At 68.9% G+C, this 24097-nt stretch carries 21 protein-coding genes; 15 read left to right on the top strand and 6 right to left on the bottom strand.

The window, feature by feature from the left end; translation table 11 throughout:
- Positions 1-31: 31 nt before the first annotated feature.
- The 10 genes from ACYQ5L_RS29590 (at position 32) to ACYQ5L_RS29545 (ending at position 11729) form a co-directional block, all read left to right on the top strand.
- Positions 32-655, top strand: coding sequence for a TetR/AcrR family transcriptional regulator (locus tag ACYQ5L_RS29590; protein ID WP_459961513.1), 624 nt, complete (start codon positions 32-34; stop codon positions 653-655).
- A gap of 12 nt (positions 656-667) precedes the next feature.
- A complete protein-coding gene (locus tag ACYQ5L_RS29585; RefSeq protein ID WP_459961512.1) occupies positions 668-2263 on the top strand; it encodes an MDR family MFS transporter in 1596 nt (531 codons plus the stop codon).
- Between the two features lie 146 nt (positions 2264-2409).
- Positions 2410-3600, top strand: coding sequence for an ROK family protein (locus ACYQ5L_RS29580; protein WP_459961511.1), 1191 nt, complete (start codon positions 2410-2412; stop codon positions 3598-3600).
- A gap of 27 nt (positions 3601-3627) precedes the next feature.
- Positions 3628-5127, top strand: coding sequence for a sugar ABC transporter ATP-binding protein (locus tag ACYQ5L_RS29575; RefSeq protein WP_459961510.1), 1500 nt, complete (start codon positions 3628-3630; stop codon positions 5125-5127).
- Positions 5124-6137, top strand: coding sequence for an ABC transporter permease (locus tag ACYQ5L_RS29570; RefSeq protein WP_459961509.1), 1014 nt, complete (start codon positions 5124-5126; stop codon positions 6135-6137). Before ACYQ5L_RS29575 ends, ACYQ5L_RS29570 begins: the two co-directional genes overlap by 4 nt.
- A 26-nt stretch (positions 6138-6163) precedes the next feature.
- The gene (locus ACYQ5L_RS29565; protein WP_459961508.1) at positions 6164-7210 is read left to right on the top strand and encodes a substrate-binding domain-containing protein; all 1047 of its coding nucleotides are present in this window, start codon (positions 6164-6166) and stop codon (positions 7208-7210) included.
- Between the two features lie 22 nt (positions 7211-7232).
- Positions 7233-8405 carry a Gfo/Idh/MocA family protein gene (locus tag ACYQ5L_RS29560; RefSeq protein ID WP_459961507.1) on the top strand — a complete coding sequence of 391 codons (1173 nt, stop codon included), beginning with the start codon at positions 7233-7235 and terminating at the stop codon, positions 8403-8405.
- Complete coding sequence (locus ACYQ5L_RS29555) at positions 8393-9400, top strand: sugar phosphate isomerase/epimerase family protein (RefSeq protein WP_459961506.1); 1008 nt, start codon at positions 8393-8395, stop codon at positions 9398-9400. The genes ACYQ5L_RS29560 and ACYQ5L_RS29555 overlap by 13 nt, the downstream gene beginning before the upstream one ends.
- 164 nt (positions 9401-9564) lie before the next feature.
- Positions 9565-10800, top strand: a complete 1236-nt coding sequence (locus ACYQ5L_RS29550) for a DUF1444 domain-containing protein (protein ID WP_459961505.1) — start codon at positions 9565-9567, stop codon at positions 10798-10800.
- A 56-nt stretch (positions 10801-10856) separates the two neighbouring features.
- Positions 10857-11729: a lysophospholipid acyltransferase family protein gene (locus tag ACYQ5L_RS29545; RefSeq protein WP_459961504.1), complete on the top strand. Its 873-nt coding sequence runs from the start codon at positions 10857-10859 to the stop codon at positions 11727-11729.
- 236 nt (positions 11730-11965) lie between these two features.
- Here the strand turns inward: ACYQ5L_RS29545 and ACYQ5L_RS29540 are convergent, their stop codons facing one another.
- The 3 genes from ACYQ5L_RS29540 to ACYQ5L_RS29530 form a co-directional block, all read right to left on the bottom strand.
- Entirely contained in the window at positions 11966-12577 is a 612-nt protein-coding gene (locus tag ACYQ5L_RS29540; RefSeq protein ID WP_459961503.1) for a hypothetical protein, read from the bottom strand.
- 112 nt (positions 12578-12689) lie between these two features.
- The gene (locus ACYQ5L_RS29535; protein WP_459961502.1) at positions 12690-13619 is read right to left on the bottom strand and encodes an SMP-30/gluconolactonase/LRE family protein; all 930 of its coding nucleotides are present in this window, start codon (positions 13617-13619) and stop codon (positions 12690-12692) included.
- A gap of 1 nt (position 13620) precedes the next feature.
- Positions 13621-14541: an EamA family transporter gene (locus ACYQ5L_RS29530; RefSeq protein WP_459961501.1), complete on the bottom strand. Its 921-nt coding sequence runs from the start codon at positions 14539-14541 to the stop codon at positions 13621-13623.
- Positions 14542-14621: 80 nt separating this feature from the next.
- Between ACYQ5L_RS29530 and ACYQ5L_RS29525 the strand changes: the two genes are divergently transcribed.
- Together ACYQ5L_RS29525 and ACYQ5L_RS29520 are read left to right on the top strand one after the other, a co-directional pair.
- Positions 14622-15425: a LysR family transcriptional regulator gene (locus tag ACYQ5L_RS29525; RefSeq protein WP_459961500.1), complete on the top strand. Its 804-nt coding sequence runs from the start codon at positions 14622-14624 to the stop codon at positions 15423-15425.
- Positions 15426-15515: 90 nt separating this feature from the next.
- Complete coding sequence (locus ACYQ5L_RS29520; protein WP_459961499.1) at positions 15516-16382, top strand: LLM class flavin-dependent oxidoreductase; 867 nt, start codon at positions 15516-15518, stop codon at positions 16380-16382.
- A gap of 169 nt (positions 16383-16551) precedes the next feature.
- On the opposite strand, the gene ACYQ5L_RS29515 is transcribed toward ACYQ5L_RS29520, so the two are convergent.
- Positions 16552-17712, bottom strand: coding sequence for a DUF5925 domain-containing protein (locus ACYQ5L_RS29515; protein WP_459961498.1), 1161 nt, complete (start codon positions 17710-17712; stop codon positions 16552-16554).
- Between the two features lie 141 nt (positions 17713-17853).
- Here ACYQ5L_RS29515 and ACYQ5L_RS29510 point away from each other — a divergent pair, with 141 nt between their 5' ends.
- A complete protein-coding gene (locus tag ACYQ5L_RS29510; protein WP_379198703.1) occupies positions 17854-18156 on the top strand; it encodes a hypothetical protein in 303 nt (100 codons plus the stop codon).
- Positions 18157-18349: 193 nt separating this feature from the next.
- Positions 18350-20269 carry a CocE/NonD family hydrolase gene (locus ACYQ5L_RS29505; protein WP_459961497.1) on the top strand — a complete coding sequence of 640 codons (1920 nt, stop codon included), beginning with the start codon at positions 18350-18352 and terminating at the stop codon, positions 20267-20269.
- Here ACYQ5L_RS29505 and ACYQ5L_RS29500 read toward each other — a convergent pair.
- The gene (locus ACYQ5L_RS29500; RefSeq protein WP_459961496.1) at positions 20239-22098 is read right to left on the bottom strand and encodes a CocE/NonD family hydrolase; all 1860 of its coding nucleotides are present in this window, start codon (positions 22096-22098) and stop codon (positions 20239-20241) included. The genes ACYQ5L_RS29505 and ACYQ5L_RS29500 overlap by 31 nt on opposite strands.
- A gap of 255 nt (positions 22099-22353) precedes the next feature.
- Between ACYQ5L_RS29500 and ACYQ5L_RS29495 the strand changes: the two genes are divergently transcribed.
- A complete protein-coding gene (locus ACYQ5L_RS29495; RefSeq protein ID WP_459961495.1) occupies positions 22354-23703 on the top strand; it encodes a lipase family protein in 1350 nt (449 codons plus the stop codon).
- Between the two features lie 9 nt (positions 23704-23712).
- Here the strand turns inward: ACYQ5L_RS29495 and ACYQ5L_RS29490 are convergent, their stop codons facing one another.
- Positions 23713-23904: a hypothetical protein gene (locus ACYQ5L_RS29490; protein ID WP_459961494.1), complete on the bottom strand. Its 192-nt coding sequence runs from the start codon at positions 23902-23904 to the stop codon at positions 23713-23715.
- Positions 23905-24097 lie beyond the last annotated feature (193 nt).

Raw genomic sequence — 24097 nt, 5'->3', positions numbered from 1 at the left:
AAAAATTGCAGTTCCTGCTAAATTTTCGGGCATGGGTGCTGCGAAGGGCGATGAGCCGGAGCTCGGGCTGCGGGAGCGGAAGAAACGGCAGACGCGGCTCGCTCTGTGTATGGCCGCGCGCCGGTTGACCGTGGAACGCGGGCTCGACGCGACGACCACCGACGACATCGCCAAGGCGGTGGGGGTGTCGCCGCGGACGTTCTTCAACTACTACGACACCAAGCTGGACGCCGTGGTCGGGCCGGTCACCGAGATCGGGACGCCGCAGGCGCGCGCGGAGTTCATCGCGGGCGGGCCCACGGGGGTGCTCATCGACGATCTGATCGCGCTGTTCGCCTCCGACTACGAGCCGGAGGAGGAAGTGCGCGAGAGCATCGCCCTGGTCGCGGAGATCATCAAGACCGAGGGGCGCGTGCTCGCGGCCTTCCTCGCGGCCGGCGCACGGCACGAGGCCGCCGTGCGGGAACTGCTGTCCGCGCGCAAGGGCGACGAGGTCGACGCCGAATTCGCCGGTGTCACAGCCGGAATCATGTCCACCCTCAGCACCCGGGCCGCGATGTCGCTGGCCGCCAACCCCGATAGGTCCCTGGGCGACGCGATACGCGCGCAGTCCGCTCTGGCGGCCGAGCTGTTTCGCAGACCCGACAACAGATAAGGAGCACGACCGATGACCACGACGGCCGAGTCGCCGCCGGCGCCTATCGTCCTGACGCAGAAACGAATCTGGCTCATCTTCTCCGCATTGATCGCGGGCATGTTCCTGGCCAGCCTCGATCAGACCATTGTGGGCACCGCCATGCCGACCATTGTCGGCGAGCTCGGCGGCGTGAACGAAATGGCCTGGACCGCAACGTCTTACCTGCTGGCCACCACCATCGTCATGCCCATCTACGGCAAGTTCGGCGATCTGTTCGGCCGCCGCTGGCTGTTCCTGTTCGCCATCGGCGTGTTCACCCTCGCCTCCGTCGGCGCGGCGCTGTCCACCGGTTTCTGGGAGTTCATCGCCTTCCGCGGCCTGCAGGGCGTCGGCGGCGGCGGTCTGATGATCCTGGCGCAGGCCATCATCGCCGATGTGGTGCCCGCCAAGGATCGCGGCAAGTACATGGCGCCCATGGGCGCCATCTTCGGCATCACCTCGGTGGCCGGTCCGCTGCTGGGCGGGTTCTTCGCCGATCACACCGGCTGGCGCTGGTGCTTCTGGATCAATGTGCCCATCGGTATCGCGGCGCTGGTCATCGCGTTCAAATACCTGAGCATTCCCAGCCACCGGCCCAAGACCAAGCCGGACTACCTCGGCGTCGTGCTCATGTCGGCGGCGACCACGCTGCTCATTCTCATTACCGACTGGGGCGGCAAGCGCTACGAGTGGGATTCCTCGGTCATCCTGTCCATGATCGCGGCGCTGGCGCTGGTGGTCGGCACGTTCATCGTGGTGGAGTCGCGCGCCGAGGAGCCCATGCTGCCGCTGTGGCTGTTCCGCAACCGGACCTTCGTGCTCACCTCGGCCATCGGCCTGGTGGTCGGCCTGGTCATGTTCGCGGCGCTCGCCTTCATCCCGACCTATCTGCAAATGGCCACCGGCGCTTCGGCTTCGGTGTCGGGCCTGCTGCTCATTCCCATGATGGTCGGCATGATGGCCACGCTCATCTCCTCCATGAGCGCCATCACCAAGACCGGCAAGTACCGGGTCTATCCGCCGATCGGCGCGCTCATCATGGGTGCGGGCATGCTGTGGCTGACCCAGTTGAACGCGAACACCTCCATGTGGGTGGTCTCGGGCATGCTGTTCGTCATGGGCGCGGGCCTCGGCCTGATCATGCAGATCATCGTGCTGGTGGTGCAGAACGCGGTGACCCCCGACCAGATCGGCACCGCGACCAGCGCCAACAACTACTTCCGCGAAATGGGCGGCGCGATCGGCGTGGCCGTCTTCGGCTCCATCTTCACCAACCGCCTGGCCGAGGGGCTCGGGGAGGCGTTCCGGGCCAATGGCGCACAGGCGGCCGGGCTCGATCCGAGCGCCCTGGTGCCGTCGGTGGTCAAGCACCTGCCCGAGCAGCTGCACGACGCCATTGTCGGCGCGTACGTCGACGCCCTGGTCCCCGGCTTCTGGTACCTGATTCCCGGTGTGGCCCTGGCCTTCCTGCTGGCCCTGTTCATCCCGCACCTGAAGCTCTCCGACGAGGCCGGCATGGTCGCGCGCGGTGAGGCGGTGCTGGAGGAGGACCTGCCGAAGGATACGGATCTGGTGAAGGAGTCCTGATCCGCTGAGTCGAAAGTGGTGGGCGCCCAAGGGCGCCCACCACTTTGTCTCGACACAGAACAAACTTTGTACGAATTCGTCGAAAGTCGGGACAAGAGGCGACAAAGAGGCGTTGAATCGCGGTATCCGTAGGAAAGAAGGACCCGATGCGGATCGCGGCTCGACCCGAAAACGCCCACCAGGTACGGCTATTGCGGCTGTTGCGGGATCGCGGGCCGCAATCGCGGTCGGAACTCGGGCATCCCATGGAGTTGTCCCGGTCCAAGCTCGCGGTCGAGCTCGATCGGCTGGCCGAGCTGGGGCTGGTGGAGGCGGGCGGGCTCGCGGCCTCCAGCGGGGGACGGCGGTCGGCCATTGCGCGGCTGGCCTCCGGATTGCGGTTCGCCGCGGTGGATATCGGGGCCACTTCGATCGATGTCGCCGTGACGGACGGCGAATTGCGGGTGCTCGGAAAGCTTTCCGAGCCGTGCGATATCCGGCAGGGGCCGGCGGCGGTGCTCGAGCGGGTGCTGGACCTGGTCGGCAAGCTGCGCGAGGAGCACGCGGCGGGCGGGCGCTTGCACGGGGCCGGGATCGGCGTGCCGGGTCCGGTGAGCTTTCGCGACGGGATACCGGTGACGCCGCCGATCATGCCGGGCTGGCACCGCTTTCCGGTGCGCGAGGCGGTCGCACAGGAACTGGGCTGCCCGGTGCTGGTGGACAATGACGTCAACATTATGGCGCTCGGCGAAATGCATGCCGGATCAGCGCATTCCGTCGAAGACTTCCTCTTGGTCAAGGTCGGCACCGGCGTCGGCTGCGGGATCGTGGTGGGCGGCGGGATCTATCGCGGCGTCTCCGGCAGCGCGGGGGATATCGGGCATATCCGGATCAGTGATGACGGGCCCGTGTGCGCCTGCGGCAATGCCGGTTGTCTGGAGGCGTACGCGGGCGGGGCGGCGCTGGCGCGGGAGGCGGTGGCCACGGCGCGGGCCGGACGCTCGGCCTTCCTCGCCGAGCGGCTGGCGACGGCGGGCACACTCAGCGCCGTCGATGTGGCCGATGCCGCCGCGGCGGGAGACCCGGTGGCGGTGGCCATGATTCGCGAGGCGGGCGGGCATCTCGGCACGGTGCTGGCGGGTCTGGTCAGTTTCTTCAATCCCGGGCTGGTGGTGATCGCCGGGGGCGTCACCGGTTTCGGGCATCCGCTGCTCGCGGAGATCCGCAGCGTGGTCTACCGGCGGTCGCTGCCGCTGGCCACCGGCAATCTGCCGATTGTGCTGTCCGAGCTCGCCGGTGTCGGCGGGCTCATCGGCGCGGCCCGGCTCATCAGCGATCACGTCTTCAGCGTCGCCTGATCCGCGGCGCCGGCGAGGAGGCCGGCCATGGACACCGTGCTCACCATGCGCGGCATCGTCAAGGAATTCCCGGGTGTGCGGGCCCTGGATCACGTCGATCTGGAGGTGCGGGCGGGGGAGGTGCACTGTCTGCTCGGGCAGAACGGGGCCGGGAAATCGACGCTGATCAAGGTGTTGTCGGGAGCGCATCAACCCGATGGGGGCGACATGCGTTGGCGCGGTTCGCCGGTGCGGTTGTCCGGGCCCGCGGCGGCGACGCGGCTGGGCATCGCCACCATCTATCAGGAGCTGGATCTGTGCGATGGGCTGAGCATCGAGGAGAACATCTTTCTCGGACACGAGCATTCGCGGGCCGGATTCACCCGGGGCGCCCCGGCCGCCCGCGCCACCACCGAACTGCTCGGGCGGCTCGGGCATGCGGAGCTGCGGCCCGATACCGCTGTCGGCGCCCTGCCCGCCGCCGCCAAACAAGTGGTGAGCATTGCGCGGGCGCTCTCGCACGACGCGCGGCTGATCGTCATGGACGAGCCCTCGGCGGCGCTGGGCAATGACGAGGTGGCCAACCTGTTTCGCATCATCGGGCAGCTTCGTTCCGAAGGCGTTGCGGTGGTGTACATTTCGCATCGCCTGGAGGAGATCCGGGCGATCGGCGATCGGATCACCGTGCTGAAGGACGGGCGCACGGTCGCCGCCGGACTGCCCGCCGGGACCACGAGCACCGAGCACGTGGTGTCGCTGATGACCGGGCGTGGCGATCTCCGGCAGGCGGCGGCGCGGACATCGCGCATCGCGGGCGGGGAAGTGCTGCGGGTGGAGGGGCTCGCGCTGCCGGGCCGATTCCACGATCTGTCGTTCACCGTGCACGCCGGGGAGATCGTCGGACTGGCCGGGCTGGTCGGGGCCGGGCGCTCGGAAATCCTGGAGACCGTCTATGGCGCGCGGCGTCCGTCGGCGGGACGGGTGCTGGTCGACGGGCGGCGCATCCGGCCCGGCAGCACCCGCGCCGCGGTGGCCGCCGGGCTCGGTCTCGCACCGGAGGAGCGCAAATCACAGGCGCTGTTCCTGCTGGAATCGGTGGGGCGCAATATCTCCGCCGCCTCGCTGCCGCGCTACTCCCGCTTCGGCTGGTTCGACCGGCGGCGCGAACGCGCCGACACCCGGGCCGCCCTGGCCCGGGTCGGGGTGCGCCCGGCCGATCCCGCGCATCCGGTGCGCGAACTCTCCGGCGGCAATCAGCAGAAGGCCATTCTGGCGCGCTGGCTGCTCGACGACGCCCGGGTGCTGCTGCTGGACGAACCCACCCGCGGGGTGGATGTCGGTGCGCGCGCCGATGTGTACGCCCAGATCCGCCGGTTGTCCGAGCAGGGCGTGGCGGTGCTGCTGGTCTCCAGCGATCTGCCGGAACTGCTCGCGCTCGCGGACCGGGTGCTGGTGCTGCGCGACGGCGTGGTGATCCACGCGGCCGCCGCGGCCGAGCTCGGCGAACGCGACATCGTCGCCATGATCATGGAAGGGAGCGCCTTGTGAGCGAGGTGCAGGCGAAAACGACGGCCCCGCCCGGTGATCGACCGGCGGCGGCCGCACCGGGCAAGGCGCGCCGCGAGATTCGCAAACACGCGACGCTGGTGGTGGCGCTGCTGGCCCTGCTGGCGGTCGGGGCGGTGACCAAGGGCGAGGACTTCCTCAGCGCCAGCAATATGATCACCATTCTCACGCTGGCGTCGGTGATCGGCGTGGTCACCGTCGGCATGACATTCGTGATCATCGGCGGCGGCATCGACCTGTCGGTGGGTGCGATCATCGCGCTGGCCTCGGTGTGGTGCACGACCACCGCGACGCAGTCCTACGGCGTGGCCGGAATGGTGTTCAGCGCCTTGGCCGTCGGCGCGGCCTGCGGGCTGCTCAACGGCGCGCTCATCGCCTACGGCAAGCTGGTGCCGTTCATCGTGACGCTGGCCATGATGGTGGCCGCGCGCGGGCTGGCCGAACAGCTCTCGGGGCGGCAGTCGCAGCTGGTCACCACCGATCTGCTGGCGCTGGCGCAGGAGCGGGTGCTGGGCATTCCGCTGCTGGTGTACCTGTTCCTGGTCGTGGTGGCCATCGGGTGGATCCTGCTGGAGCGCACCACCTTCGGGCGGCGCAGCTGCGCGGTCGGCGGCAATCCGGAGGCGGCCCGGCTGGCCGGCATCGATGTACGGCGGCACACGCTGCTGCTCTACGTGATCTCCGGCGTGTGCTGCGGTATCGCGGCCATCATGCTCACCGCGCAGACGACCACCGGGGCCAGCACCAACGGCCAGCTCTACGAACTGGATGCGATCGCCGCGGTGGTCATCGGCGGCACGCTGCTCAGCGGCGGATTCGGCACCATCACCGGGTCGATCCTCGGGGTGCTGGTCTTCACCGTCATCGAGGACCTGTTCATCCTCAACAACCTGGAACAACCCATCCAGGCGATCGGCAAGGGCGCGATCATCGTCGCGGTCCTGCTGTTCCAGCGCTTCGGCCGCGCCCGGGCCGTCCCCACTCTCACGTGAGAACTGTTGAAGCACTAAGGAATACCATGAGCACCACCCATTCCCCCTCCCGACGCGGCATCCTGCTCGGCGGGCTGGCGGCCGGCGCGGGCCTGTTCGCGGCGGCCTGCACCTCCAACGAGAGCACCTCCACCACCCAGGTCGCGGGCAATACCGGCGACAATGCGGCCGCGGGGGCGGAGGTGAACATCGGATTCTCCGCGCCCTCGGCCGATCACGGCTGGACCGCGGCCGTCACCCGCAATGCCCGGGCGCAGGCCGACGGGCTCAGCGATGTGAAGCTCAGCCTGACCGAGGGGACCAATGACGTCGCTCGCCAGATCGAGCAGGTGCAGACGCTGATCAATCAGAAGGTCGATGTGCTGGTGATCCTGCCGTTCGACGGCAATGCGCTCACCGAGATCGCGAAAACGGCCATGGCGGCGGGGATTCCGGTGATCAACCTGGATCGGGTGTTCGCCTCCGCGCTGGCGTATCGCACCTGGATCGGCGGCGACAACTATGGAATGGGCATCAATGCGGGCAATTTCATCATCGCCAGGATGCGGGAGAAGAATATTGCCGACCCGGTGATCGTGGAGATCGCGGGGATCGACAACCTCCAGCTCACCCAGGAACGCAGCCAAGGCTTCCGGGATGCGCTGGGGGCCGCCGGATTCCGCGTCGAAGCCCGGCAGTCCACCGACTTCACCGCCTCGGGCGGGCAGCAGGTGGCCAGCCAGATGTTGCAGGCGGTCAAGAAGATCGACGCCATGTGGAACCACGACGACGATCAGGGCATCGGGGTGCTCGCCGCCATCCGGCAGGCCAATCGCGCCGGTGAATTCGTCATGGTCGGCGGCGGTGGTTCCACCCAGGCCATGAACGAGATCAAGGGCGGGAACTCGCCCTTGCGGGCGACCGTGCTCTACAGCCCCGCCATGGCCTCCTCCGCCGTCGCGCTGGCCCGGCTGCTGGGGCAGCGCAAGGCGCTCGGCGATCTCGCCGAACACGATGTGCCCGCGAAGATCACCACCTTCTCCGCGGTCGTCACCAAGGACAACGTGGATCAGTACCTGGCCAACGGTTACTGACACCCGACCCGAACGGAGCCCGATGAGCTCGACGAACCGGCCTACCGTCGGCATCGGCCTGGTCGGCCATGCCTTCATGGGGCGCGCCCACTCCCACGCCTGGCGCAGCGTGGACGCGTTCTTCGATTTGCCGTGGCAGCCGGTGCTTTCCGTGCTCGCCGGGCGCGATGCCGGGCGGGCGGCCGCGGCGGCCGCCCGACTCGGCTGGGGGAGCGCGGTGGGCGATTGGAAGCATCTGCTCGAACGCGACGATGTCGATCTCATCGATATCTGCACACCCGGCGACAGCCACGCCGAAATCGCGATTGCCGCACTGGAAGCCGGCAAGCATGTGCTGTGCGAGAAGCCGCTCGCCAATACCGTGGCCGAGGCGGAGGCCATGGCCGCCGCGGCCGAGCGGGCCGCCCGCCACGGGGTCCGGTCCATGGTCGGCTTCAGCTACCGGCGCGTGCCCGCGCTGTCACTGGCCCGGAAGCTGGTGGCGCAGGGGCGGATCGGCGCCATCCGGCATGTGCGGGCGCACTATCTGCAGGACTGGCTCGCCGATCCGCGCACGCCCATGAGCTGGCGGCTCGATCGTGAGCGCGCGGGTTCCGGGGCCCTCGGCGATATCGGCGCGCACATCATCGACGCCACCCGGTTCGTCACCGGGGAAGCCTTGACCGGGGTCTCGGCCCTGCTGGACACTTTCGTCACCGAACGCCCCCTGCCCGACGGCCCCGGCAGCGGCCCCGTCACCGTCGACGACGCGGCCCTGTTCCTCGGCCGCCTCTCCGGCGGCGGCCTGGCCTCCTTCGAGGCCACCCGGGTCGCCACCGGACGCAAGAACTCGCTGCGCCTGGAGCTCAATGGAACTCGCGGCAGCCTGGCCTTCGATCTGGAGGCCATGAACGAGCTGTGGTTCCACGACAACACCGCCGACGCCGGCGCCGCCGGCTTCCGCCGCATCCTCGTCACCGAACCCCAGCACCCCTACGCGGGCGCCTGGTGGCCCCCCGGTCACGCCCTCGGCTACGACCACACCTTCACCAACGAGGTCGCCGACCTGATCATCGCCATCGCCGCCGGCAAGAATCCCGAACCCACCTTCGCCGAGGGCCTGGCCGTGCAACGCGTCCTCGCCGCAGTCGAATCCAGCGCCGCCGACGCGGGCCGCTGGACCACCATCGCAGGAGACCAACCATGCGACCGATAACCCTGTTCACCGGCCAATGGGCCGACCTCCCCTTCGAGAAGGTCTGCGAACTGGCCGCCGGCTGGGGCTACGACGGCCTCGAAATCGCCTGCTCCGGAGACCATTTCGAAGTGGACAAGGCCCTCTCCGACCCCGCCTACATCTCCGCCAAACGCAAAACCCTGGAAAAGTACGGTCTCCAGGTCTTCGCCATCTCCAACCATCTGGTGGGCCAGGCAGTCTGCGATCACCCCATAGACGACCGCCACCGCGCCATCCTCCCCGCCCGCATCTGGTCCGACGGCGACCCCGAAGGCGTCCGCCGGCGCGCCGCCACCGAAATGGCCGACACCGCCAGGGCCGCGGCCGAACTGGGCGTCACCACGGTAGTCGGCTTCACCGGCTCCTCCATCTGGCACACGGTCGCCATGTTCCCCCCGGTCCCCCAATCCCACATCGACCGCGGCTACCAGGATTTCGCCGACCGCTGGAACCCCATCCTCGACGTCTTCGACGCCGAAGGCATCCGCTTTGCCCACGAAATCCACCCCGGCGAAATCGCCTACGACTACTGGACCACAGTCCGCACCCTGCAAGCCATAGACCACCGCCCCGCCTTCGGCCTCAACTGGGATCCCTCCCACTTCATCTGGCAAGACCTCGACCCCGTGGCCGTCATCCTCGACTTCCCCGACCGCATCTACCACGTCGACTGCAAGGACACGAAACTCCGCGTAGGCGACGGCCGCCGCGGTCGCCTCTCCTCCCATCTCCCCTGGTCCGACCTCCGCCGCGGCTGGGACTTCGTCTCCACCGGCCGCGGCGACGTCCCCTGGGAAGACTCCTTCCGCGCCCTCAACGCCATCAACTACACCGGCCCCATCTCCATCGAATGGGAAGACGCCGCCATGGACCGCCTCTCCGGCGCCCCCGAAGCCCTGACCTTCATCCGCCGCTACAACGCCATCACCCCACCCCCCACCGCCTTCGACGCCGCCTTCAACACCAACCAATAGCGCCGACTCGCACACCGGCGACACCCGAACCCTCGTCCTGGCCGTCGCCGACGGCCGCACCGTCCGCCGCGCCCCGCGCACGCCGCGCTGACGGCCGCCGCGAATCGGTCGGTGGATCGGTCGGGGCGGTTGGGGTGGGGATCGGGTGGGGTACGTTGCGGCGCATGGGTTTTCTGGGTGGGGGCTTCGGGGCGAAAGAGCGGGCGCGGTTCGGGCAGCAGGCGTTGGCCATGGTGCGCGGGCAGAGTGCGGTGGCTCGGGCGGAATTCGAGGCCGGGGAATTTCGCATCGATTACTGGCTGCACGACGGGGAGTACGGGCGGATCGATCTCACGACCGTGTTCAAGAGATGCCGGGGGGTTTCGGAGGCGGAGGCGGCGCATATGCTGTTCGACTTCGTGGCGGTGAGCCCGGCTCTGGGTGGGGCGGAGCAATCCGGGGGGTGGGGTGAGATCGCGCCGCGGTTGCGTCCGTTGGTGCGGCAGGCGGACAGTCTCGCCATGCGGGTCGAGGGGATGCGGGTCGCGGAGCATTCGGTGTGGCGGCCGGTGCTGCCGTGCTTGATGGAGAGCGTGGTGGTGGATCTGCCGACATCCATGCGGACCCTCGATCCGGGGCAGGTGGCGGAGTGGGGGCTGGATATGGATGCCGTATTCGCGACCGCGCGGGCCAATCTCGCGGAGCTCGCGCTCGATACGGTGGCCGCCTACGATCCGGGTGCGAACAGCGGGATGCTGCACATTCCGGATGTGAGCGGGGATCTGTATGCCGGGTCGCTGCCGTTGGTGGACGGGTGGCTGGCGGGGATCGGGGCCAAGGCGGGGGCCCGGCCGATCGTGTTCATCGCCGAGAACGTGGGCGTGCTGGTGGGCGCGGAGTTCTCGGAGCAGCATGTGCTGTGGCTGGTGAACACGGCGCGGCGGTTGTTCGATGACGCGGTGCGGCCGGTGTCGCCGATGCCGTACACCATTGATGCGGCGGGTGGGCTGATCCCGTATCGGGTGCGCGGCGACCATGCCGCGTGGCGCGAGATCAGGTCCGCGGAGGCGACATTGGCCGCCGCGGTGTACGGCGGGCAGTACGAGCATCTGCGCGCCGATCTGGATGCCGGCCTGACCGAGGATCGGGCCGCGAAGCTGATGCATGTTCGTTCCAAGGACGGCGTCGAGACGACGGTGGCGCCGTGGACGGATACCGTTCCCACCCTGCTGCCGAAGGTCGGCAATGTCACCCTGACCAATGCCGACACCGGCGAGACCTTCGGCGTCACCTGGGAAATCCTCGCCGCCGCAGTGGATTTGCGGCCTGTCCCGGGCATCTATCCGCCACGGTTCCGCGTGGAACACCACCCGGACCCGGAGGTCATGGGGTGGCTGCGGTCTCGATCCGGGATGCAATGACGGCGGTGTACGCGCGGGAGCGTTTCAGGCGCGCGTGAGGGGGCACAGCCGGATTGATGGATACGAGAGTGTGGACCCGGCCGATCGACGCCGTGAGCGCGTGGGTGCGGGGCCTGGTGCCCGAGGGGAAGCTGAGCGACCGGGATCCGGAATTCATCGCTCGCACAGTTGATCTCGGGTGGCGGATCGTGCGGGTGTATTTCCGGGCCGAGGTGCGCGGGATCGAGAAGGTGCCGCCGGACGGGCCGGTCCTGCTGGTGGGCAATCACACCGGGGGAATCACCGCGCCGGAGGTGCCGGTGACCGCGTTGGGGTTCGTGCGGCATTTCGGGGTGGAGCGGGCATTCTATCAATTGGCGCACGACTTGCTGATGGTCGCGCCGGGAGTGGGGGACGCGGCGCGGAAGTGGGGGACCTTGGCGGCGGCCCCGGAGAATGCCCGGAAGGCCCTGCGGGTGGGGGCGGCGGTGCTGGTGTATCCGGGTGGGGACTGGGAGGTCATGCGGCCGACCTGCGAGCAGGATCGGATCGACTTCGCGGGGCGGAAGGGGTTCGTGCGCTTGGCGGTGGAGGAGGGCGTGCCGATCGTGCCGGTGGTGACGATCGGCGGTCAGGAGACATTGTTCATCCTGACGAGAGGGGATCGCATCGCGCGGGCGCTACGGCTGGACCGGTTGTTCCGAGTGAAGGTGTTCCCCATCTCGCTCGCACTGCCGTGGGGACTCAATATCAGCGACGCCCTCGGTCATATCCCGCTGCCCGCCAAAATCATTGTCGAGTTCCGCGACCCCATCGACGTGCGGGCGGCGCTGGAAGACGCCGGCAAGGAACCCGACGACTGGGATGCCGCCTATGAGCTCGTCACCGGTGTCATGCAGCGGAAGCTGAGCAAGCTCGCCGACGAACGCCAACTGCCCGTACTAGGCTGACGGCGAGCGGTATTCCGGCACGAGTGGTCAGGAATCGAGAAGCGGCCGAATCCGCGCCGCGCCTAGCGTGAACGCATGTGCATCAACAGCCTGCAACGTGTCTACCTGGCCACTCATGACACTTCGGATCCGACCGCCGGCGCCGAACCCGATAGCTCGTCCGGCGCCTGTGCGCCGGACGAGCTACCGGTCGGGGAGTTCATTGCCGCGCTCGCACCACAACCGATATGCGCCGCTTAGCGATTGGTCGTCGTGGTGACCCATGCCCCGGTCGTCGTGGTGACCCATGCTCCGGTCGTCGTGGTGACCCATGCCCCGGTCGTGGTGGTGACCACGGGCGGTGTGGTCGTCGGCACCGGTGCGACCGTGGTGGTGAGACGAATCGGATCGGGGCACCGCCCGTCCCGCTCACCCTGTGAGTCGATCTCGGCACTCGACCGCGGATCACCTCGGTAGTCGATCTTCTCCGTGCACTTCACCTGGTTCGGATCGCCGCAGATGACGCCGGAATCGCAATTGTCCGTCCCGCAGTAGGGAATATCGGGCCCGCACTCGTTCGGCGCGGTGGGCACGTTCCCCTGATCCGTCCCGCCGCCGCCACCATTGCCGCCGCCGCCCGGCTGAGACACGTCCTGGCCGCCGTTGCCGCCCGGATTGCCCTGCGGTGCGCCCGAACTCGTTGGGGTTACCGTCTTCGTCGCCCTGACCGAGGTCTTCGACGCCGTGCTCGACGCCGGCGCTCCGGAGTCGGATTCCTTTGTCGTGCACGCCGACAACACCAGCACCAGCGCCAACGCACCCAGCAGCACACCCATGACGGCGCGCAGCCGACTACCCGTCCGTATCATCGGAACTCTCTTCCTCCCGCTGCCGCAGCAGCCCACCCCCGACCTGTATCAGAGGCTAAAAGGCCGCGGCGCCAGCGGGTATCGGACGGATGCCCTATTCATAGCGCGGGGCTCAGGGCTGATCGATGGCGACGACGTTGTAGGTGGTGGTCGGCTCCGGCGGCGTATCGAACCGCGCGTTGGGCAGGTACAGGCGCCCGCCGAAGACCCCGAAGGTGGTCGGCACATCGAAACGCGGATCGGTGACGCGCCGTTCGACCCTGCCCGTCGTACCCGCATCGTCGAGGGTGATCACGGCAATCGCATTGAGCCGGTTCTGCACCACGAACAGCCGATCGCCCTGCAACAGCAGCCCGTCGCCATCGACGAGGCTCTCCCCGCCGATATCGATCCGCGTCGTCACGCCGGTATCCGGATCGATCCGGAACAGCTGCCCGGTCTCCGACTGCACCATGACCAGCCCGGAACCGTCGGGCGTGCGCACGATCCCATTGCCATTGAAAGCCCCTGGCACATAAGCGATATCGCCGCTCAACGGAACCGTCACCACCGCCTCGGGCGGCGGCAGCGCGCCATCGGGCCCGATGGGCAGGTGATAGAGCACAGGACTGCGCGAATCCGTGAACCACGCACCCGCGCCCGTGAACACGATGTCATTGACGAATGTGTCCGGCGCCGTGCCGAATCGATAGCTCGCCAGCACCGCTCCCGTGCGGGTGTCGACCACGCGCGCATCGCCCGCGGTGCCACCGGCCACGAACAGCCGCCCGCGATCGTCGAGCAGGAGCCCGAGCGATTGCGTCCCCGGCCCTTCGCTGAAGACCCCGCCCTGCCCGGTGATCAGGTCGACGCGATAGATGTCCCCATCGGCCATCGAGCCGATATAGGCCACCGGCAGCGTCCCGATGGCAATGCCTTCCGGCCGGAATCCGGCGGGCAGTTCGATCGTGGTCGGGAAGAGTCCTTGTGCCGCCGCCGGTTCGGCGGGCGTGAACAGAGCAAGGCAGCCGAGCGCCGCCGTGATACCGAGAATCCGTTTCATCTCATCTTTCTTTGCGAGTAGGCGCGGGAAGCTGTCCCGCGACGATTGCGGCGAGGGCGATCCCGAATCCGGCCAACTGGACCGGGCCGAAGGTCTGGCCGAGCAGCACCGCCCCGAGCGCCGCGGCCACCAGCGGCGAGATCAGGACGAGCACCGCGACCGAGGCGACCGGCAAGGTGGCGATGCCGCGGAACCACACGACGTACGCGATCAGCCCGCCGGTTCCGCCCAGCCAGAGATAGCCGAGCGCGGCAATGGGATCGATGGCGGGCGGCGGCCCCTCGGCCAGCAATGTGACGGGCGCCAGGAACAGCCCGCCCGCCGCGAGCTGCCAGCCCGCGAACGCGGTCGGCCCGGCCTCGGGCGGCCGCCCCCAGCGTTTGGTGAGCGTCAGCCCGAGCGCCATCGACCCCGCGCTGACCAGTCCCGCCGCGACCCCGATCGGATCGAAGGCGGCATCCGGCCCGATCACCACCAGGCCGACGCCGACCGCGCCCGCGATCCCCCAGGCGAAGCGCCACGCGGAGGGACTCTCGCCGAGCACGACGACGACCAGCACCGCGACGAGCAGCGGCTGCACCGCCGCCAAGGTCGCCACAATGCCGCCCGGCAGGCGTTCGGCCGCGATGAAGACCAGGGCATTGAGCAGCCCGATATTCAGCACGCCCAGCACCGCGGTCTTCACCCACCAGCTGCCGCGCGGCAGCACCCGCGTGCACGCCAGCGCGATGAGCCCGGCGGGCAGTGCCCGCATGAGCGCCGCGAACATGGGGTGACCGGCCGGCAGCAGCTCGGTGATGGTCACATAGGTCGTGCCCCACGAGAGGGGAGCGATCGCAGTCAGCGCGACCCGGGACAGCGTCGCCCGCTGGGGTTCGCTGCCGTACGCATCGGAAACCGGCTGTGCTGCGGTACTTTTCACACTCTCGAGTCTCGCGCACGCAGGATCGATGAGTCCAACACATGTTTGTCAATTCATCGATCGTGAATCACGATTGATAGATGGAGCTCCAGCAGATGCGCTATGTGGTCGCCGTCGCCGAGACCAATAGCTTCACCCGCGCGGCCGAGCGCTGCCTGGTGGTGCAATCCGCTCTCAGCCACCAGATCGCCCGCCTGGAAAGGGAACTCGGCGCGAAGCTGTTCGAGCGCACCAGCCGCCGGGTGCGGCTGACCCCGGCGGGCGCGGCCTTCCTGCCCGCCGCGCGGCAATGCCTGGAGGCCGCCGAGCGCGCCGCCGCCGAGGTCGCCGCGGCCGTCGGCGAGATCCGCGGCCGCCTGGCCGTCGGCCTGATTCCCACCGTCGCCGCCGTCGATGTCCCCGGTGCATTGCGCGAGATTCGCGGCCGGTACCCGCACGTGCGCATCGGCCTGTGCGTGGGCGCGAGCGACAATCTGGTCGAGAAGGTCAAGCAGGGCACGCTCGATGTGGCCTTCCTGGGCCTGCCGATCACCGCTCGCCCGCACGGCGTGGCCGCGCACGAGCTGGCCCGCGGCCGCCTCGTGGCCGTGGTGGCGCCGGACCATCCCTTGGCCGCCGGACCCGCGGCCGACCTGCGACGGCTGTCCGAAGAGGTATTCGTAGATCTGCCCGCGGGCACCGCCGGCCGCATCCAGACCGACCAGGCCTTCACCGCCGCCGGTCTCGTCCGCGACGTCGCCTTCGAAGTGAGCACCGCCGACTACATGGCCCGCCTGGTCGAGCAGAACCTGTGCGTCGCCATGGTTCCCGCCACCTACGCCCGAAACTCACCGGCGTGGTCACCCTGGAGATCACCGACGCCCCGGATCGCATCGAGTACGTGATCTGGAACCGCGCCACCCGCACCCCGGCCGCCACCGCCTTCCTCTCCGTTCTCGGCGTCCCCTGCTGACCGATTCTGGTAGGCATGGAGCATGACGACGCTGGGTGCCGTGTTCCGTCCCGAGAATCCGCCGGAGCGCATGCGCGAAGTTGTTCGCGCGGCCGAGGATTCGGGGCTCGAGGAGTTGTGGCTGTGGGAGGACTGCTTCCAGGAAGGCGGAATCGCGAGCGCCGCCGCGGCCCTCGCGTGGAGCGAGCGGATGCGCGTCGGGGTCGGCGTGCTCCCGGTGCCGCTGCGCAATGTCGCGCTGACCGCCATGGAAATCGCCACGCTGGAACGGATGTTCCCCGGCCGCGGTATCTGGGGCGTGGGCCACGGCGTCCTGGACTGGATGGGCCAGGCGGGCGTGCGCGCCGCCTCACCGCTGACGCTGCTCCGCGAATACCTCGACGCCCTGCGCGGATTGCTCGCCGGTGACCGGATCACCGTGAAGGGCCGCTACATTCAGCTCGACGATGTCGCCCTGGACTACCCGCCCGCCAGCGCCCCCGCGATCCTTTCCGCCGCAGGCGGCCCGCGCACCCTGAGCCTGGTCGGCGCGGCCGCCGACGGCGTCATTCTGACCAGCGGCAACCCACCGGACCGTATTCGCGCCGCCGTTGCCGCCCTGCGCGCCGCCCGCCCCGAAAGCGCTGCCGCCCAGCCGTATCCGGTCGTCGTCTACCTGCTCGCGGCCACGGGCCCCGATGCCGCCGACCGTGTCGCCGCCGACCGCCGCAGAAACAACTACACCGACGAATCCGGCGTAGCGGGCGACGCCCGGGCCATTGCGGACGCCATCGTCCGCTGGACCGAGGCGGGCGCCACCAGCGTCATCCTCGAACCCACCTCCGACGAGCCAGATCCGGCCGGCTTCGTCCGCTTCGTCGCCGAAAAGGTCCGGCCCCTCGTCCCCTGACCACGCGGCCGAACTGCCCGGTCGAACATCCCCTCGTCATTCCGGCGCGTTCTTGGCCGGAATCCACCGCGTCGTAGGAGATCCCGGCCAGAAGCGCGCCGGGATGACGGGAGAGGCTGTCGCACGAGGTCGGGAGAGTTGCTGTCTGCATGTTCGGTCGCCTCGCGGGCTACAGGTAGCCGGCGGAACCGGTGAGGTCGGGAGCGGGCTCGGAGTGAATGCGCGAGCGGTTGTCTCGCGCTTCGATCAGCTCGGCCAGCGTCATGCCGTCGGGCCCTATCGCCGGGTGCGGGCGGTCGTCGAGTTCGCGGGTGAGCCAGGTGGCGGCCTCGGCGGGGGAGAGCGGTCCCACCTCGAGCTGGGCCAGGCAGCGGCCGGGCCGGATGACGGCGGGGTGCAGGCGGGAGAGGTGCTCGTTGGTGGTGATGGCGACCAGCACGTCCCGGCCCTGCCCGAGCATGCCGTCGGTCAGATTCAGCAGGCGCGAAAGGCCCTGTCCGGTGGACTCTTTGGCGGAGCCGCGAATCAGCTCGTCGCAGTCCTCCAGCACCAGCAGCCGCCAGCGGCGCTTGGCCTCGTCGTAGGTGTCCACGCCCATGGCCACCTCCATGAGGTAGCCGGGTGTGGAGAACAGGACCTCCGGATCGAGCACGCAGTCGACCTGGCACCAGTCGGTCCACTCTCGCGCCAGGGCGCGCAGCGCGGAGGTCTTGCCGGTGCCGGGCGGCCCGTGCAGCAGGAGCAGGCGGCCGGAGACGCTGTCGGCGCGCGTGGCCATGAGTTTCCCGATGGCCTCGCCGACGGCGGTGGCGTAGTTCTGTTCGACCTCGGACCAGGCGGCGGCGGTGATGGTGCGCTCGCGGCGCTGCGGGCCGTGGGATCCGTAGTGCCAGAAGCCCATCGAGACGTGGCTCTCGTCGGGTTCGGGCGCCACCGTGGCATCGGCGGTGCAGGCGTCGAGGATCTCGCGGGCGAGGGCCTCGGTGGTGGCGCTGATGTGCAGCACGGCATTGCCGCTGGTGCGGCGGTCCACGCGTAGCGTCCAGCCGTCGCCGGTGGACAGGACCGTCCGGGTGCCCTCGTCCTCGCTGGTGCGCAGCACGAGCGCGCCGGCGGGCAGCAGCGGCGCGTCCGGCTTCACGTGCTCGAGTTCCTTCGTCACCGCGTGCGGTTGTTCACCACTGAGAAACGGTGCGAGGCCGAGCGCGTCGATGATGTCGCGGGGCGTGTCGGCATCGTCGATGTTCATCACCCACGACAGCGCCTCGTGGGCGGCGGCCGGCTGCTCGCGGCCGACCAGCCTGAGGCGTTCCTGGGGAGTCGAGGTCATCCGACGATCATGCGGACATACCGGGCGGTGGTCCAACGATTTTCGGTCGTCTACGGGCTCGTGTAGTAGGCCGAATCAGGACGTCGGCGCGCCGGGGCTATGGTCGAGAGAGTTGTTGGATCTGTGCTGGAGGTTGTGAAGATGGCTCGTATTCCCACGTCTGCACTGGTCGCCGGTGGTCTCACCGGTGGCTTCGCGCTTGCTCAGGCGACGAAGAAGCGGCAGCTGGGCGGTGCGGTATTCGCGGCGGGCACCCTCGCCGCCGTGCCGCAGTGGTACAAGACGGTCGGCGCGGGCGGCGCGGCGGCGCTGACCGGCGTGTCGATCGGGGCCATGGGCGCCTCGCATCCGCTGGCCAAGAAGATCGGCGCGTGGCCGTCGGTCGCGGTCGTGTCGAGCGTGGTCGCGCTGGCCGCCTGGGCCGCGGTGGATCGGCGCGCCTGAGACACCCGGGCGGAGCCGGTCCGAAACACCGGCTCCGCCAACGACTGATTCCGCCGACGCACGCAGTCGCGTGTCAGGGCACTGGATCGCGACCCCTTTGGAAACTGTCTCAGACTATTTATCCTAGGGACGGGAGAACGGGTCGTCCGACCCGGCGCTCCACATCGACACCGACGTCGACGAAGGACTCGCGATGACCGAACCCCTGTCCACCGCCGTTCCGCGCGAGCTGCAGGCGCCGCCGGATACCCGATTCGATATCGGCCCGGTCAGATACCCGAAGCTGTTCGCGCACAATACGGTTCCGATTCGCATGTCGGACGGGGTGCTGCTCTCCGCGGATATCCTGCGGCCGGGCGACGCGCGTGGAGCGACGGCCGAACCGCTGCCCGCCATTGTGAATTTCACGCCCTACAACAAGATGTTCAATCGCCACACCATGCGGGCGAACACCGCGCTGCGCTGGCTGGCGGGCCGGGTGCGGGCCTCGGATCGCACCCGGATGACCGCGCGAGATGTGTTGCGCACCCCCGCGGGCGGCGTGCTGGAGCCGTTCGCCATCAATCGCACCGCGGTCTCGCGCGGCTATGTCGGCCTGATGGTCGATGTGCGCGGCACCGGAACATCCCTGGGCGCCTGGGATTTCTTCAGCCCGCGCGAGCAGCTCGACTATGTCGAGGTGCTGCGCTGGGTGCGCGAACAGCCCTGGTGCAATGGCGATATCGCGGTGATGGGCCTGTCCTACGGCGCCATCTCGGCGCTGCACGCCGCGGCCCAGCGGCCGGAGGGCCTCAAGGCGGTCTTCGCCATCGAGGCAGGGGAGAACCCGCCGCGCGAACTCGGTCTCACCGGCGGGGTGCCCACACCGGGCATGCTGCTGTGGATCCTGGCGGTCAACAGCGGCAAGATGGTTCCGGCGCTGCCGGGGCTCGTGCGCGAGGGGCTCACGCGAGAGTTCCTGCGCCACCGCATGACCGCCCGCTCCGGCTGGCTGGGACGCGCGGCGCGCATCGGCCTCGCCGATTCCCCCGACGGCTATCTCAATGCGATGTGGGCGGCGAAAATACCGCAGCTCGAACAGATCGACGCGCCCACCTGGATTCACGGCGGCTGGCACGACGTCTACAACCGCTCCAATTTCCGGATGTACGAGCGCATTCCAGTGCCCGCCGGCGCGAAACAGATCCTGGTCGACGACTCCTACCACCTGACCCCGGGCGCCGGTTTCGGTGATCCGGGCAATCCGCAGGCCCTCGACGAATTGCAGTGCGCCTTCTTCGACCGCTGGGTCAAGGGCATCGACAATGGCATCGACCGGTACGGCCCCGTCACGGTGCGCCGTCAGGGCGACGGCCGCTGGGTGCAGCGGGAGCGCTTCCCGGATCCCGTCGCACAGGTCCGCAGGCTCTACCTGACCGCCGAGAACACCGGCACCGCACCGCATGCCGCCATCGACGCGGGACTCTCGCCGACCCCGGACGGCAGCCGCGAGCACCTGCGGGTTCCGGTCGGCCGGGTCAGCGCGGCCTCGGGCAACAGCGCCGTCATGAGCATGGGCATAACCCTGCTGTTCGGCCCCGATCACGGCAATGACGATCGCCGCAGCGAGGCCACCGCCGTCACCTTCACCAGTGCGCCGATGGACGGCGAGCTGACGCTCACCGGTCCCATGAACCTGCACCTGCGCGCCGTCGCCGACGGCACCGACGCCTTCTGGTCGGTCACCGTCTGCGATGTGTATCCCGATGGCCTCTCGGTCCCGATCACCCGCGGGGCGCTGCTGTCCTCGCTGCGCTACACCGATCCCGAGTCCAGCTATTACGTCGACGGTGAGCTGCTGTTCGCCAGCCACCCGCTGACCGCGGACTCGATGCAGCCGGTGCGGCCGGGCGAGCCTTTCGACCTGGATATCGAGATCAACCCGACCGAGGCGCTGCTGCGCCCCGGCCATCGGCTGCGGATCGCGGTGAGCCGCACCAGCTTCCCGCGGCATCTGATTCCGCGCTGGAAGCAGCGCGAGATCCTCGGCCAGAGCATCGTGCTGGATCCGGCCGAGCCGGGATACCTCGCCTTCCAGGCGATTCAGAGCCCGTCGGCGGTGAAGGTCAGGTAGCTGGGCCGGTCGGGGGCCAGAATGACGGTCTGGCCCTTGACCTTCCGCAGCTGCGGCAGGCTCAGCAGATGGCGCGGGAAGCCGGACCCGCTGACGGCCACCCGCAGCCGGTGGCCCGCGTACAGGATCGCCTCGGTGGCATGGAGATCGATATCGATGGCGAACGGTTCGCCCGGTGTCACGGGCAGCACCGACTCGGCCGTCATCGGGTGTTCCGGAGCCACCAATTCGCCGTCGACGTAACCACTCCGGTCCGCGTCGACGGCGCGCAGCGAGGACAGCAGCGCACCCCGCGATATGGCCGCCGACGCGCCGTCGGGACCGACATCGGTGACCGTGACCGACCAGAACGCCTCGGTGCCGGCGGCTTCGGCCCACAGGTGCAGGTTCATCGGGCCGGAGAGCACGACATCGGTGTCGAACGGCGCGGTCGTGAAGGTGAGCGCGGCGGCCTCGGCCCAGCGGTCGTCGGAGCCGAATCGCCTGCCCAGCAGAGTGGACAGACCCATGGAGATGACGGCGGTATTGCTCGAGGCCAGGCTGGGCAAGGTCCGGGGCAGGGTCGAACGCTGCTCGACGGTGGGCGGTTCGGGGGCCAGCCCGGCGGATTCCGGTGCGCTCGGATGCAGATAGAGCCGGTGCGGGCGCGCGGTCGACGCCGGATAGCTCGCGCGTGCGACCCAGCCACCGCCCAACTGCCGCAGCGTGATCGGGCCGTAGCGGTCGATCCCATTGTCGATCCCCTTGACCCAGCGGTCGAACCACGCGCACTGCAGCTCATCCAGCGCCTGCGGCGCGTCGGCGGCCCCGAGCCCGGAGCCGGGGGTCAGATGATAGCCGTCGTCCACCACCAGCTGCTTGGCGCCGGGATCGGTCGAAATGCGGTTGTACATGCGGAAATTGGACCGCGCGTAGACATCGTGCCAGCTGCCGTGCAGCCAGGTCGGGACCTTGATCTTCTCCAATTCCGCGAGCTTGGCGTTCCAGTTGTCATTGAGATACGCGTCGTCGTGCCGTTCGGCCAGGGCGATGCCCAGCGAGCGGAACAGCCAGCTGACCGGGTCGGCGAGCCGGTCGCGCAGGAATTCCCAGGCCGCCCCGGAGGCCAGCAGCCCGCCGATGGACGGCATCCACTTGACGGTGTTCACGCCCACCAGCCATACGCCCAGCCCGGGTGTCGGCACGCCGCCGGTCAAGCCCAGCTCGCGAATCGGATTCTCCCCGGCCTCGACCGCGAAGATCGCTTCGAGCCCATCCGGTTCCCGCCCCGCGGCGAGCAGGGCCGCGATGGCGTTGTAGGAGATGCCGGTCAGCGCGATCTGCCCATTGCACCAGGGCTGTTCCCGCGCCCAGCGCAGCACCTCCAGATAGTCGAGTTGCTCGTCCTCGCCGAAGAAGTCCCAGCGGCCGGCGGAGGTTCCGGTGCCGCGGACGTCGACCATGAGGTAGGCGTAGCCGCGCGTGACCAGCGTCCGGCTCACCCCGAGCACGTCGAATACGCCGCCCGCGAGGGTGTGCAGTGCGTCGCGGCCGGTGAAGCGACGCCGGTCGGAGGGCCCGATCCAGCGGCCGAAGGCCCGGACCCGGGGCCCGCCGAGGGCGCGGAAGAACCTTTTGTTGTAGGGCGTGAAGCTGACGACGACCGGCATCGGCTCGGTTATCGGCCCCGTCCCGTCGGCGGGGCGGGTCAGATCCGCGGAGAGCGCGACGCCGTCGCGCATGCGAATCGGTATGTCGGGCAATAGGTGTACGCGCTCGTACAACTCCGGCCCGATATCGAAGCGAGCGGTGGGGGGTAGCGATTCGAACGGGTGCGTCGGAACGGCCATGACGAATTACGGTAGTTCCGTAATTCCTTGGCGCACAACGGTTTACATTCTGCGTCGACCCCTACGCGCCCCCTAGCGAGCGTGATTGCGCAAGGTTCGCGTCATGTGCGAACCCGGCATTCCAGCGGGGTGCATGCCGGGTTGCTGCGCCGAATGACCTGTGCTCGTGCGCATTCGAAACTCGAAGTCTCGATCACCGAGATTGTTACCGTCTTGAATCAGTTCATCGTTGAATGAAGCAGGAGGGGCGTTTCCATGACTGTTGATCTCGAGGAACCTTCGGATGCCGTATCCGCGGACGTGGTGCCGCTGCGCCTGGCCGTCGAGAGCGAACCGACGGCCGGCGGCCCGCTGTTGCCGGGGGAGGATCCGTTCTACCAGGCCCCGCCGGAGCTGGCGTCCTACGCGCCGGGCGAGATCATCAGGTTCCGGCGGGTCGAACTCGGCCTGCTCGGCGTGATCCCGCAGCAGGTCAGCGCATGGCAATTGCTCTACCGCAGCAACGATTTGAACGGCGAGCCGGAGGCCGTGGTGACCACGGTGCTGCGGCCGTGGAACGCCGACCCGGCCAAGCCCCGCCCGCTGGTGTCCTATCAGTGCGCCATCGATGTGGTCGTCGACCGCGGGCTGCCGTCCTACAACCTGCGCCACGGCGCCAGCGCGTTCGGCTCCTTCCCGCAGTTCGAGATATTCCTGTTCGCCAATGCGCTCACCCGCGGCTGGACGCTGTCGATTCCGGATCATGTCGGCAGCGACGGGCATTTCGGCGTTCCCCGCGAACCCGGGCATCGCATTCTGGACGGAATTCGCGCGGCCCTGTCCTTCGAACCGCTGGGCCTGGAGGCGAAAACCCCCGTCGCGCTCTGGGGTTACTCCGGCGGCGGCCTGGCCACCACCTGGGCGGCGGAAATGGCCGCCGAATACGCCCCCGAGATCGATATCGTCGGCGCCTCCGCGGGCTCACCGGTCGGCGATCCGCAGAGCGCGTTCTCGAAGCTCAACGGTACCGTGCTGTCCGGGCTCATCCCGCTGGTCCTCGCCGCCCTCTGCCGCGCCTACCCGGATCTGGACCGGGCCGTGCGCACCCACTTCGACCGGACCTTCCTCGACCTGATGTCGCATGCGGAAGCGAACACCATCTTCCCCATCCTCTTTCGCAGCATCGGCCGCGATATCGGCAGGCACACCGATGTCGAGGTCGCCGAGCTGATGACGCGCCCGCAGTTCCGTTCGGTCTTCGAGGAGCTGAAGCCGGTCAGCAAGGCGCCGGCCTTCCCCATGCTGGTGGTGCAGGCCACCAATGACATCGTCGTCCGCGTCGAGGACATGGACGAGCAGGTGTGGCGGTATCGCGCGGAAGGCACTCCGGTGCAATACATTCGCGACCGGCTCAGCGGGCATGTGACCCTGGCGGTGATCGCGCTGCCGATCGTGGTGGACTGGCTGGCCGATCGCCTGGAAGGCAAGCCCCTGGCGCCCGACGGGCCGAAAACCGTGTGGTCCGTGGGCTTCTCGGGACGCGCGCTGCGGGGCTACCGCAGTCTGCTCGGCGTCGCCGGGCGGGTGCTGACCGGCCGGCCGCTCACCGAGCGGGTTCCGGCGTAGCCGCGACCGCTATGTCTTGATGAAGGTGGCCGCGACGTTCCAGAACAGGGATCGGTCGACGCTGTGGAAATCCCAGGTGTCGGTGAGCGTATGGGTGACGGTGACGATCGCCGGGATATCGAAATCCTCGCGGGTCGCGGTGCCGCGCGCCTCCAGGGCGGTGATGACGTAGGCGGTGGCGGTTTCTGCGGTGTGGGGCATGGGACGGCTCCAATCGACTACCTGGCCGGACGAGGCGCACCGAAGCAATGCGTGGCCGCGGACGTCGTCGGCCACGGCCACGCATCTCGAACGCCTGCTCGCGCGGCGCGTGGCGACGCAGGCGTTTCCGTCCAGTTTCTTTGCGGCGCCGCGCGACCGGGAGTGCAGAACACGCCAACTGGACAGCTACCGC

It is taken from the genome of Nocardia sp. IFM 10818, assembly GCF_054655275.1.
Note: the sequence above shows the minus strand (reverse complement) of the source record. Positions and strands in the feature narration are given on the sequence as shown.

Excerpts from the sequence above, each read along its gene's own strand:
- ACYQ5L_RS29515 (WP_459961498.1), bottom strand. The coding sequence starts at position 17,712 with ATGACCTCGACTCCCCAGGAACGCCTCAGGCTGGTCGGCCGCGAGCAG.
- ACYQ5L_RS29525 (WP_459961500.1), top strand. The coding sequence starts at position 14,622 with ATGGAGCTCCAGCAGATGCGCTATGTGGTCGCCGTCGCCGAGACCAAT.
- ACYQ5L_RS29555 (WP_459961506.1), top strand. The coding sequence starts at position 8,393 with ATGCGACCGATAACCCTGTTCACCGGCCAATGGGCCGACCTCCCCTTC.
- ACYQ5L_RS29510 (WP_379198703.1), top strand. The coding sequence starts at position 17,854 with ATGGCTCGTATTCCCACGTCTGCACTGGTCGCCGGTGGTCTCACCGGT.
- ACYQ5L_RS29580 (WP_459961511.1), top strand. The coding sequence starts at position 2,410 with ATGCGGATCGCGGCTCGACCCGAAAACGCCCACCAGGTACGGCTATTG.
- ACYQ5L_RS29490 (WP_459961494.1), bottom strand. The coding sequence starts at position 23,904 with ATGCCCCACACCGCAGAAACCGCCACCGCCTACGTCATCACCGCCCTG.
- ACYQ5L_RS29545 (WP_459961504.1), top strand. The coding sequence starts at position 10,857 with ATGGATACGAGAGTGTGGACCCGGCCGATCGACGCCGTGAGCGCGTGG.
- ACYQ5L_RS29585 (WP_459961512.1), top strand. The coding sequence starts at position 668 with ATGACCACGACGGCCGAGTCGCCGCCGGCGCCTATCGTCCTGACGCAG.
- ACYQ5L_RS29495 (WP_459961495.1), top strand. The coding sequence starts at position 22,354 with ATGACTGTTGATCTCGAGGAACCTTCGGATGCCGTATCCGCGGACGTG.
- ACYQ5L_RS29520 (WP_459961499.1), top strand. The coding sequence starts at position 15,516 with ATGACGACGCTGGGTGCCGTGTTCCGTCCCGAGAATCCGCCGGAGCGC.
- ACYQ5L_RS29500 (WP_459961496.1), bottom strand. The coding sequence starts at position 22,098 with ATGGCCGTTCCGACGCACCCGTTCGAATCGCTACCCCCCACCGCTCGC.
- ACYQ5L_RS29550 (WP_459961505.1), top strand. The coding sequence starts at position 9,565 with ATGGGTTTTCTGGGTGGGGGCTTCGGGGCGAAAGAGCGGGCGCGGTTC.
- ACYQ5L_RS29505 (WP_459961497.1), top strand. The coding sequence starts at position 18,350 with ATGACCGAACCCCTGTCCACCGCCGTTCCGCGCGAGCTGCAGGCGCCG.
- ACYQ5L_RS29565 (WP_459961508.1), top strand. The coding sequence starts at position 6,164 with ATGAGCACCACCCATTCCCCCTCCCGACGCGGCATCCTGCTCGGCGGG.
- ACYQ5L_RS29590 (WP_459961513.1), top strand. The coding sequence starts at position 32 with ATGGGTGCTGCGAAGGGCGATGAGCCGGAGCTCGGGCTGCGGGAGCGG.
- ACYQ5L_RS29535 (WP_459961502.1), bottom strand. The coding sequence starts at position 13,619 with ATGAAACGGATTCTCGGTATCACGGCGGCGCTCGGCTGCCTTGCTCTG.
- ACYQ5L_RS29575 (WP_459961510.1), top strand. The coding sequence starts at position 3,628 with ATGGACACCGTGCTCACCATGCGCGGCATCGTCAAGGAATTCCCGGGT.
- ACYQ5L_RS29540 (WP_459961503.1), bottom strand. The coding sequence starts at position 12,577 with ATGATACGGACGGGTAGTCGGCTGCGCGCCGTCATGGGTGTGCTGCTG.
- ACYQ5L_RS29560 (WP_459961507.1), top strand. The coding sequence starts at position 7,233 with ATGAGCTCGACGAACCGGCCTACCGTCGGCATCGGCCTGGTCGGCCAT.